Here is an 11,791-nt window from a genome sequence, read left to right on the forward strand (position 1 = left end):
TTAACACCTTAATTTTTGCTAGATATTAAGAATATAGAATTTGTTATCTGCTTGTTTAAAACTTTTTATAAAATTATGTTTTTGAGAGGTAGCATCGCGGCCTTCGCTTTTGAATTCTAGCAGTTCTTATGACCGATCAAATTTTACGTTTGAGTTCTTAATTTTTCGTTAAAACATTTTTTTTGTTTGGGCAATTTTTTTATTTCCTTGTACTATTGCGGTTATCATTTAATAAAGCACTCAAAAGGTCAGGAACGCTCCATGCTAGAATTTTTTCGCAAGTATCAGAAAATTTTTTTTATTTTTGTAACCATTATTATTGGGATCTCTTTTTCCGTAGTGGGGATCAATACGCAAATGGTGGAATCCACTCCTGATAAGCAGATCGGCAAGACCATTAATGGCAGACCGATTTACTCCAAAGAATTATTGGTTTTGAGTCAATTACTTAGTCATTCTCTATTTGACACCGACCGTAGTAATTGGCCTCATTTATTAAACGATGGGGTTATTGAAAAAAACTTTTTAGAGACAGGGCTTGCTGTGATGTTAGCCGAACAGTATTTTCCCTATTTGGAGCCAGAGCTTAAGAAAAAAGAACAAATGATTTCTCTATTTAAGCCTTATACTCATCCATATGATGCTCAATTAAGCTGCAGGGCTGTTTGGAAAAATTACTCTCCTGGGTTATTAGAGCACTTAGAGCAACTGAAAAATTCAAGAGTGGACGTGCATAGTTTTTCTACATTATGTCAGTTGTATCTCGATCAGGTAGCTTTTCCCAAAGAAGCTCTGCAACAAGTATTACATTTTCAAGAGCAAAGAGCAGGAGTTCCTAAAGATCCTCGCTTAGCAGAAATAGAGTTGTCTTTATTTGGATTTAAAAATGTAAAAGATTGGTTTGGGGATAGATTTATTCATTTAGCTAGTCAATTTATTCTGAATGTATCAGCTCTTGCAGAACAAAAAAAATATCAGATTACCAAACAGGAAGTGCAAAGCGATCTATTGCAAAACGTTTATAAAGGATACAAACAGCTTTCTCAAAATAAATCACTTGAGCCTAGCCAAGCTATGCAATACTTTCAACGTGAATTACAAGTGCTTGGGTTAAATGAAGTCGATGTCGTAAATGCTTGGCGCCATGTTATGTTATTTCGACGTTTAGTATTGGATACTTCTGGAAGCGTTTTTAATGATCCATTAGCGCAAAAGCAATTTCATTTATTTGCAGATCAAAGTGTAGAAGTTGAATTATATGAGTTGCCTTCTTATTTACGTTTAAAAGATTTTTCCTCGCTTCTTAAACTACAGGTGTATTTGGAGGCTGTATCTCTTGAACAACCAAAGAGCCTAAATTTACCAATAGAGTTTGCCTCTTTAGATAGTATTGAAACAAGGCAACCAGAGCTTGTACAGAAAAAAGTAGAGGTTCGTTTAAGCTCTATTAATATAGAAGAGCTCGCTGCTCAAATTAGCCTTAAAAGCACTTGGGAATGGGAAACTACAGATGAAGGATGGTCTTTTTTACAAACTAGATTCCCTGAGCTTAAAAATTCTAGACAGACATTAGACCAAATAGATTCTCGCAACTCTGTAGATCAAGCCGCAAGACTGGAAATGGTTCGACAAAATAAAGAGCTTATTGCACAAGCCCTACAACAAAGGCCATTGAAAACCGTCGAATTACTTTTAAGAAAAAAGCCATTAGCTCAAGGACCTTATAGTTCCTTGCTCAACCATAAAGAATTTACTGCTTTTTTAGAAAATGCTCCATTAGAGTCGATAGAAGAATGCTACAGTGTTGATGCAAACAACTTTTATCGCATAGAGCTGGTTGCACGTAATGCTCAAAAAGAGCTAGTTAATTTTGAAGAAGCTTTTCAAGATGGCACTTTGGATTCTATTCTCGATCAAAAATTAGAAAATGCCTACCCAAATATACGTAAAGGCAAAGAGTTATTTCTTCAAGCAAATGGGAATTTTAAACCTTTTTATGAGGTAAAAGAGCAGATAGCACGCATTTTGTATGAGCCTTTACTACTTGCTATTGAACAGGATTATGTAAAGGTGTTTGGTGATTTGCCAGGAATGAGTAAGCAGTTGCCTGCAATGTTTTATTGTAAATATCGTTTGTATGGATTTATGCAATCTGTAAAACAGCAATTAGAACTAGGCGTGGAGCTTAATTTACCTAAGCAATGGGAGTTAATTTCTACTTCACCTTATATCTCTCGTAGCCAAAAACTAGATTTCCCAACAGATGATTGGATCGAGATCCCTGTTAATCAATGGTCTCCTATTTCTGTAGGATCTTCGGGTTCTCTAGCATTTGCTAAAGTATGCTCTAAAGGGAATTTAGAAGAGATTCCTTTAGAAAAAATAGAACAGGGGTTTCAATTTCTTTCTTTTGATACATGTCGAGATGTAATGCGGCATTTATTACAGAAAATAGTAGAAGGAAATTGTATTGTATTTTCTGACAAGGAGCTTTAGTGACAATTGATTTGTTAGAGGAGACAAACCCTATTTTACCGCTTGATTGCTTTGCTATCCAATGCAAGCTTTTGCATGCTAAAAATCAACCCTCTATCAAGATGATGAGGAAAAAATTTCTATTGCCTGTTACTTCTGAACTGCTCCATGAAATCCCTTTTGCAGAGGTTGCAATCGCCTGGAATGAACAGTTGATTTACTGCGATATATTTTTTGATCATCCTTTAGATCCTACAGATAAGGTAGAACTCTTTTTTGATACAAGAGATTTAAAAACCGTCAGCTTCACACATCGCTTTTGTCATCAGTTTTTAATCCTTGCTCAGAGAGCCAGTGATGAAACCTTTGCAAAGGAGATAACGGCTTTTCGTACAGAAGATGTGCATCCTCTTTGTTTAGCAGAAGATATACAAGTGGATCTACAGGATAATCGCAGATCTTATGTGATTAGAGTGGTCATTCCAGCACATTGTTTGCATGGCTATGATCCCTTACAGTTTTCTCGCATAGCAATAAACTATCGTTTGCATAGCAAAGAATCAGGTTTTCAACATTTTTCTTCTGCTTATCCATCAACAGAACAACATCCTCGTTATTGGGCTAGTTGTGAATTGGTAAAGGGAGGTATTTTTACATGAAATTTACAGAATCACATGAGTGGATTAGAGTGGAGGATGAAGTAGGTACTGTTGGAATTACCCACTTTGCTCAAAAAGAAATTGGAGAGATTGTGTATGTGGAATTGCCTTCTATTGGCAAATTAGTAGAAGTAGGTCAGGAAATTGCTGTACTAGAATCTACTAAAGCCGCAGCAGATATCTATTCGCCTGTATCAGGAGAAATTCTAGCAATTAATGAAAAATTACAAGAGGTTTCTCAAGGAATTAACCAAGCCGCCGAAACCGATGGTTGGCTTTTTAAGATCAAAATAACAGATAAAGAAGAGTTAGAAAGACTACTATCAGAAGAACAATATAAAGAGTTCATACAATGAAAAAAAGACTCTTTAACACTCTGGGAATATTGGTTTTTTTAGCTCTATTTTATCAACAAATTATTTTAGTTGGTTGCAAGATAGCTTTGTATTGCTTCTTACCAAAAACATTTTCTTATCAGAAAATTGTTTGGGATAAAAATGTGCTGCGAATACAAGGCTTGATAAAACAAAAGAATGAATTAAGTGTAGACTGCATAGATCTATTCTATCAAGAAGGAGCCTTTCATATTAGGGTTCTACATCCACAATATCTAGCTGATAATAAGGTTAAATCTCCAAATATTCTTGGAGCTGCGTTGGCTTTAAATCGTTTTTTTTCTGTGGAAGTGCATCATGGTGTTTTAGAACTCAATCAATTGCGGTATTATTTTTCCCTGCTTCCTATAACTCATAAAAAGTTAGAGCTTAAACTAGCAATGGATCCAGATCCTTTATATCCCGCTCTTTTGACTCTTCATCACTCTTCTGATAGTCAGATATACCTGAGTATTAAATCCCAAGAAGTAAAACATCTTTTACCACTAACGCAGCTAGTGGGCTATTTTAATAGGGATTTAAACTACTACGCAAAGATTTCTGTAGAAGCAAATGCTGCTGTTAAATCAGATGGCTATATTCAGGACATACACGTAAAAACAACTCTTGCAAATGTTAAAGTTCAACAGACAAATAAACAATTCTGCTGTGACCAGATAGAAGCAAATTTAAGAGCAGAAGAGGTTTACTTAAAAAATCTCTGGCATTCTTTTAAAGGGCACTTTCAATTGGAAAATGGATCTTATGCTCTTTTATCTCAAAATTTAGAATGGCAAAACCAGCTGATGCACATAGAAGCAGATCTATGGATAACAGATCAATCTAAAGCTATTTTAAGTGCAATTGCTGTTCATGAAAAAGCCTCATTTCCTCTTATTTTAGAAACCTCTGCTATTCATAAAGATCAGCAGGGGATTGGGATTAAAGCTGTTTTTTCTGATCCTGTAGATAAAACTATTCAAGGGAACTTAGGAATTTGCCTGGCCCAAGAAGGCATCATCGAATGGGATATCCAAAAATTTGAGCTTAAGCATCTGGATTGGGCTAGATCTTGTTTTTCTCTGCCCCGAATCGATTCATCAATTTCTTATAAATGGAAGAATTGCTTAGCAAAAATAGCCATGCTATTTTCAGATCAAGTACTACAAAGCATAAATTTAACACAGTTTCAAGCCAAAGATGTATCAGTTGATCACTCTTCTCATAAGTTTTTTATAAAAGATGTGCAGATGCAAGGAAAATGGGATGCTCTTAAATCTCAAATAAAAGAAGGGTTTTGCCAGTTAGAGCAAGTAGAAGGCTTAAATATTGTCATAGAATATCCAGGAGCTGAAGAGGCTATTTATGCTCATGTACAAGGAGATTTGAGCTCAATGCTTGGCTTGCCATTAGTCCTTCCTGTAGCAACAGATCTTACCATTCATGAAAATAAAGTAGAAGGATTAGGCTCTATAGTAAATATGCCTTTTTCAGTAGAAGCTGTATTCTTAAAGCCGCTTTCTTTAGAAGATGGTCTACAGCCTATACAAGGTCATCTAAAGTTAAAAGATCTTACAGAAGAGCAATACAAACCATGGCTTGCAAATTTTTTGCCTGAACTAATCATAAAAGGAAATTATCAATTAGAGTGCTTATTTGATACTGATAAAGTTGTGATTGGAGTAGAAGCGGATAAAGTTTATTTAGAGCATTTTTATAAAACAATAGAGATTCCAAAGGTATCAGATTTATCCTTTCAATATCAAAAGGGAAAGTGGGGTTTATCTTGTCCTAGACTAGAAGGGAAGCTATCTTATAAGCAAGACGCCTATGTGTTTAGCACAGCTCTTGATGCAGTGTATCCTAAATTTCATATCCAAGATCTTTTTTTGAAGACAGAAGATTTTTCTATGAAGGTAGATTTGCTCGCGCAATATCAAGATTTATGGAACCTGCAGTTGCAAATTGTAGAGATACAGAAACAGGAAAAGAATCTTATAGACGAACCTATTTCAGCAGAAATTGTCATTTGCCCAGAATCTAAGGTAAACCTATCCAATTTTACAGTTATAGCCGATCTTAAAAATCTATCTTTGCCGATTAGCTCGGGCTTCAAATTAGAGGAAGGGATGGCTCGAATAGAATGGACTTCTTCTGTAAATGAGCTTTGCGTAACCAAAGCAAATGCTAGGCTTATCCAAGATAAAAAGGTTTTTTGCAATTTACAAATAGATTCATTGATAAGATCTATCGATTCTTTTTCTCCTACACATTTTACAGGATCTCTGCAAGTAAAAGAGCTGCCTATTATCCAAGTACAAGGGGTTTTGCTTCATCCCGGAGTAGATAAGTGGCAGATAGATTGCAATTTGGGATTGGTTAATTCTAAAAACTGGCGCATACAACTAGCTACAGAAGATCTGTTTAAGCAATATGATTTTTCCTGTTTGGCTAAAGACATTACTATTTCTGGTAAGAAGCTTTTTTCTCAGTGGCATGTGGATCAAATACAAAGTGGATCTTTAATGGCCTCTGGTGTTTTTACATCAGATGAAAAAACACTGCATTGCAAAAACCTACAGGGAAGTTATGAGGGATATCCTTTTCTAGCCAGTGGTGTATTTGATCTGCAAACCCATACTATTTGTGGGCAAATCGATTGCAACTGCTTTAGCTTAAAAAGTTCGCCTTTCATTTGCGAATATTCTGTAGAGCAAGGATTTTTTAGTAAACAGATCAACCTTGTTCTACAAGATCTGAGAAGCTCTGAAACATTAGCAAATATTTTTTGCCACTCTACATCTTACCAAAATAAAACCTGGGAAAGTATCATCGATTTTTCCCTACCAGCATTTCATGGCGAACAAGTCACCTGGCAGCATGAGTTAATAGGCAGTGTAGAATTGAAAAAAATGCCGGGGCTTATACGTCTTAGAGGAGGTTTAAAACAGGGAGATTTAAATCTAGCAAAGCAATTAGTAAAATATCGAGATACTACATTTTCTATCGAGAATACCCATTTTACATTGAATAGCGAACTTAATCTAGGAGAAAAGCCTTTTTGGGGGACTCTCTGGTTTGATAACCCGGCAGGGGCATTTGAGATTTCAGATAAGCCTCTTCAGCCGGGGTTAAAAGGGTGTTTTAGTATAGAATCAAACGAATGCAAACTTCATACCATCAAAGGAAAAGCCTGTGGTATAACTGCTGATTTAAAAACCAAAGAAACAAATCATTTACAGGGGACTCTGCAGATCCATACATCTGATTGTGCTTCCTTTATTCCTCTTTTAGAAAAAATTATAAAACCTTTAGAGCTTGAAGCCCAATTTATTTATCAAGGAGAAATAAGCGAGCAAGGCTGTAGAGGACTTCTGCAAGCAGATCAGGTGGAAATAAAGGGCATTTCTGTAAATAAGTTTAGTGCAGGAATAGAGTTTTCCCCAAAAGAACTACAGATCTATGACTTTAGATTAGATGATGAAGCAGGCAGTTTATTTGCCAAGACAATAAGCTGTAAAAATCTTAATGACTGGGAGCTGTGGATTCCAGAAGTTGAGATAAAACAGTTGCAATTAGATCACGTACTAAAAAAAGCCAAACCATTTATAATGGATATATTAGTTAAGGATATTCAAGCGCAGTTATCCGATTTACAGACTCTACATGGTTTAGGGCAATGCAAATTCCAATATCTAAAACAAGATGAATTCTTTGAAATCCCTTTAGAGATTCTCTCTAAAATCGGTTTGGACTTAAGATCCTTTATGCCCGTAGAAGGAGAGTTTGGGTTTAAATTGCAAGAGAGCCGCTGCTATTTGACTCAACTTGCAAAAACCTTTAGTAAAAACGGTCATTGTAAATTTGCTCTAGCTAAGAGAAAAAAACATACTTCTTATATCGGCTTTGATGGAAGTTTATCTATTGATTTAGAGCTTAAACAAAAAAAACTCTTAAAAGTAATGAACCCTTTTACTTTCACTGTTCGCGGAAATGTAGATCATCCTAAGTATGGTCTTGTCTTATTGAAAAAATAAAAAAAACAGTCTTTGTTATTAAAACACATTTTTATGTTAATAATAAATAAGATAGTTCATATCTATTTAATAAATAATTGAAAAAATATTAATTTTTATAAAAAATATAAGGTATTATGTTTAAATTTTTCTCTTTTTATAGAGTTGCATTACTTTTAATTTTGAATACTATTCTTGTGTTTAGTAACCAATTACACGCTCAAGAAGAAAGTATTGTACAACCAGAGCTTGTAGCGAAGGATCAACCAGCTGAAAATTTGATTAGAGTACGTAGAAGGCCACCAGGAAAAAGAGGCCCTACTCCAAGACGTGGGTCGCTTCCAAAAACATCAACAAATGTTAGAGATGCCAGTCCTGCCAAAAAAGCACCAGGTTTAAGAACCTCTCCTGTAGGACGGCATGCAGCAAACTCAAGAAATAATAGTCCTTTACCAAGGTCAGGCAGCAGAAAACGAGGATCTCCTACAAAACCTAAAGGCAGTCCTCCAAAACAAGCCAAAATAGCTCAGAAACCCGCAATTCTTCCTCCTGGTGGACGCTCTTCTATACACGCTCCTACTCCAACACAGAGCAACGATCGTTATAAATTATTACGCGGGATTGAGCCCAATTATCAAACTCCTTTTACTTTTAGCACTCCTCCAGAATCAACAGTGGGTTCTAAAAAATTTAGATTGCAATGGAGAACTAATGGAGATTCTAATGCAGGAATGGAACATATATTAAAGAGGCACACACGTGAATATCATGACGGAAGTTTTAAAAACAGGCAAAGTATGTTCCCTGAAGGAACTACACATGTTGAGATTAAAGACATGGTTAAAGAAGTAGCAGTAAGTTCAAGTAGTGTAAAGCTTCCCAATAAAGGATTAGAAGTGGATTTCCGACAAATTGAAGGGGCAGTTGCTCATAAAGGAAGTGTACTCCCGCTAGTAGTTGGTTACAGAGAGAATAAAGGGCAGAACAAACCTTTAGATATTGTGCAAGCATATCCAAAAGGCATTAAACATGAAGTAGATATTCTTCCTCCTCCCACAAGAAGAAGACGTGCTCCGCGACGCTCAATCAGCATGCCTAGGGATCCTTTACTGGAGGTTTTGATAGAAAGAGATGCTATGACTGCAGATCTTATAGAATTATGGAATCAACGCCAAGCTGATCTAGCAATGGAAAAGGAACAAGAAAGAACCCAGCGAGAAGAGGAAATAACAGCAGAAGAACAAAGAACAATCCTTAGAGACTTGGTATTAGATTTTTCTAGTGAAGAAAGCCAATCGCAATCCATTTCTATCATGTGGGGAGACAATACAAACTATCCACTTTCATCTTTAATGGATTACACGTTGCTCAAAAATAATAACTCCATTATGCAAAAAAACGATTTATCTGGTTCACCAATATTTATAGATCAACCAAATATAAATGCATTGACCACATATCTTATTAAATATAAGGACAAACAAAATAATGAGGGGAGTAGTGCGACTTTAACAGTTGGAGCTGAAAAGATAACTAATCTAAAAGCAACGATCATCTCAGATCATAAAATCCGTTTAAATTGGAATCCTCAAAGCGGAGCAGAACTAGGTTGGGATCCTATTAAAGTTGAGTGGGCGATCTTTCGAAGTGGGGAAATAATCGACATTGGAAAGAATGCGACCTCTTTTGAAGATAACGAAATAGAATCAAATCAAGTTTATATTTATAGAGTCATGGCATTTATTCAAGAAAATGAGCCATGGAACCATCAGAGACACGCTGTATTTTATAGTAAACCTTTGATTGTAAGTACAGAGAAAACTGAAGATTTTGAACAAGACTCTTTTTTGTTTCACACGTATCTTCTTTCAGATCCAGTGACTGATTTAGAGGATTTAAGCCAGAATCCCGATGCATATTATACATCTATTGAGGATAAGGACTCAAGTAGCGTTATTGTAGAAAGCTCTATTACTCTTTGGGAAGACAATACACCAGTGGAAATGCTCAATGGACGCATAGATGTAAGACTAAATAGTCATTCCTTAGTGCCTTTTACGCATTTTGATAATGTACGTATGTTATGGGACTATTTACTGGTAATGGTTGAGAAATATCTAAATGACAATCAAGCCACGATCTGTTTTCCCGATCAGCCTATTCCCATTTCCCTTAAAAAAAAATCACAGGGACTTGTTGAATTTCAAATAGATGATCAAATTGTCACTATAGGAGAACAAAAATGCTTAACCGCCATTTTACAAGGAGCGGAGCAATTTTTTACACTTCTTAATGAAGTATCTATTGGTAAATATTCTTCATTGATAGGGCAAATTAAGGCTATGCAAAGTCAAGTGAATCCTTTAATTAAGAGTTCTCAAGCAGCTCCATTAACTCTACAAGCACAAGCTAAACGCATTGCTATGAATAGAGTTCTTTTAAGTTGGACACCTAGCGATAAAGATGTAAAAACTTATGAAGTTTTCTTAGGAGATAAATCTATCATTACTCTACCTGCATACAAAAAGTTCTATACACATATTTTCCAACCGAAAGAACAAGAAGGAAAATGTATTTATAAAATTGTCTCCTATGATCAAAACGATGCAGTTATAGAAACCAAACTCATTGAAATAGAAATCGAAGAAGCTTATTTACAAGTCCAAAAAACTGCACCGCTCGACATTGAATTAAGTTGGGCATTTCCAGAGCAAAATGTAGCTTCTATTGGATCTTATCAGATTAATCGCAATGGTTCTTATCTAGGGGTCACAGATAGTACCTCTTATAGAGAAACCCCTCTTGCTATAGGAAAATATACTTATCAAATAAAAGCTTTGGATCATTCTATGCACCCCTTATCCATAACACCTATTGTTATAGAAAAAACCGCGTCAAATGCAGTGGAAGTTCACTGGAAATTCTCAGAAGAAGACACAGCTAATATTGAGTATTATCATATTTCTCGTAATGGAATCTCTTTGGGATTTACATTTGATACCATTTTCACACAAACACCTTCTGCTATAGGAAAATACATTTATAAAATAGAAACCTTTGATTCTTTTATGCTTTCTTTAGGAATAGAACCACTGATTAAGGAGATAGAGATTACCCAAGAGGATCTTCCCCAAAAGCCACCGGTAGTACAAGCTATTTCAGAGGCTCTAATCAAACGCACCTCAGCAAATGAAGTATTGTTAAGCTGGACGCCCAATGGTGTTGTAAATGTAAAAAGCTATGAAATTTTTATGAATAAAAAATCTTTAGCTATTATATCTGCAGGAACCGAGCAATATACATATAACATTCAACAAACGGATTCAGGAAACTGCATTTATGAGATAGTTGTCTGTGATAACGAAGATAAAAAGCTTGAGCCCTATTCTATCGAATTTGAGCTTGCAGCTTCTTATTTGCAAGTCAAAAAAATTACAGAAAATGTACTTGAATTGAACTGGATGTTCCTAGGAGAAGATGTAGGTTCTATTAAGTTTTATAATGTGTACCGTAATGATACTCCTATAATGCAAATGTCTGAAAGCGTTACTACGCTTTCAGATATAGCATCTCTTACTCCAGGGATATATACTTATAGAGTAGAAGCCTTGGATGAGGACGGGTGTGCTTTAGGAATAACAGCTGTTAAAGAAGTTGTAATTGTAAAAGAAAAAGAAGTTTCTTATTTACAATCGCGGGTAACTGTTTCAAATGTTGAATTAAGCTGGAATTTTTTAGAACAAGAAAGCACACCTATTCATTTCTATCATGTTTTTCGTGGCGATACTTGCATAGGACAGTTAGCTAAAGCAACAACGACTCTTACCGAGGACGTCACACAGCTTGCCTTAGGAGAATATACCTATACAGTAGAAGCTGTAGATAGTTCTAGAAATCCTATAGAAACAAAACAAATTACCTTAACATTAGATGGTTCTGAAAATACTATAAAAACAAAACAAATTTTCAAAAGAAACGACGACTAGATTGTTTTAAATACAAAGCACTCTAACTATAAAGTTAGAGTGCTTTTTTTTCGATTTAAAATCCTTTATTTTTTATATGAACCTATCTTGAATTAAATTTATTGTTTTAAAGATACTTGCCGACTTAAGAAATTCATCCAATAGCCAAGTAGTCCAAACATTAATAGACCATTCCAATATACTGCCTTTCTTTCCCAGCGCACTGTAAGGCGACGAAAGCCTGTCTTTAACCAAGAAATCGTTCTCTCAACGACCCAACGTTGCTTTTCAAGGTAGCAAAT

The 11,791-nt window shown here is 35.4% G+C and carries 6 protein-coding genes; 5 read left to right on the forward strand and 1 reads right to left on the reverse strand.

The features are described from left to right. Positions 1-261 precede the first annotated feature (261 nt). From RHTP_RS07280 to RHTP_RS07300, 5 genes are all read left to right on the forward strand, one after another. Positions 262-2,496, forward strand: a complete 2,235-nt coding sequence (locus RHTP_RS07280; protein ID WP_138107467.1) for a hypothetical protein — start codon at positions 262-264, stop codon at positions 2,494-2,496. Next, positions 2,496-3,134, forward strand: coding sequence for a DOMON domain-containing protein (locus tag RHTP_RS07285; protein WP_138107468.1), 639 nt, complete (start codon positions 2,496-2,498; stop codon positions 3,132-3,134). Before RHTP_RS07280 ends, RHTP_RS07285 begins: the two co-directional genes overlap by 1 nt. Next, positions 3,131-3,490, forward strand: a complete 360-nt coding sequence (gene gcvH, locus RHTP_RS07290; RefSeq protein WP_138107469.1) for a glycine cleavage system protein GcvH — start codon at positions 3,131-3,133, stop codon at positions 3,488-3,490. The genes RHTP_RS07285 and gcvH overlap by 4 nt, the downstream gene beginning before the upstream one ends. Beyond that, positions 3,487-7,545: a hypothetical protein gene (locus RHTP_RS07295; protein WP_138107470.1), complete on the forward strand. Its 4,059-nt coding sequence runs from the start codon at positions 3,487-3,489 to the stop codon at positions 7,543-7,545. The genes gcvH and RHTP_RS07295 overlap by 4 nt, the downstream gene beginning before the upstream one ends. Positions 7,546-7,661: 116 nt before the next feature. Then, on the forward strand, positions 7,662-11,510 hold the full coding sequence (locus tag RHTP_RS07300) for a hypothetical protein (RefSeq protein ID WP_138107471.1): 3,849 nt from the start codon (positions 7,662-7,664) through the stop codon (positions 11,508-11,510). 98 nt (positions 11,511-11,608) lie between these two features. On the opposite strand, the gene RHTP_RS09190 is transcribed toward RHTP_RS07300, so the two are convergent. Continuing rightward, positions 11,609-11,791 (reverse strand): transposase (locus RHTP_RS09190; protein ID WP_171005777.1); only part of this gene is annotated, 183 nt, incomplete at its 5' end.

Source organism: Candidatus Rhabdochlamydia sp. T3358, assembly GCF_901000775.1.
Lineage (GTDB): Bacteria > Chlamydiota > Chlamydiia > Chlamydiales > Rhabdochlamydiaceae > Rhabdochlamydia.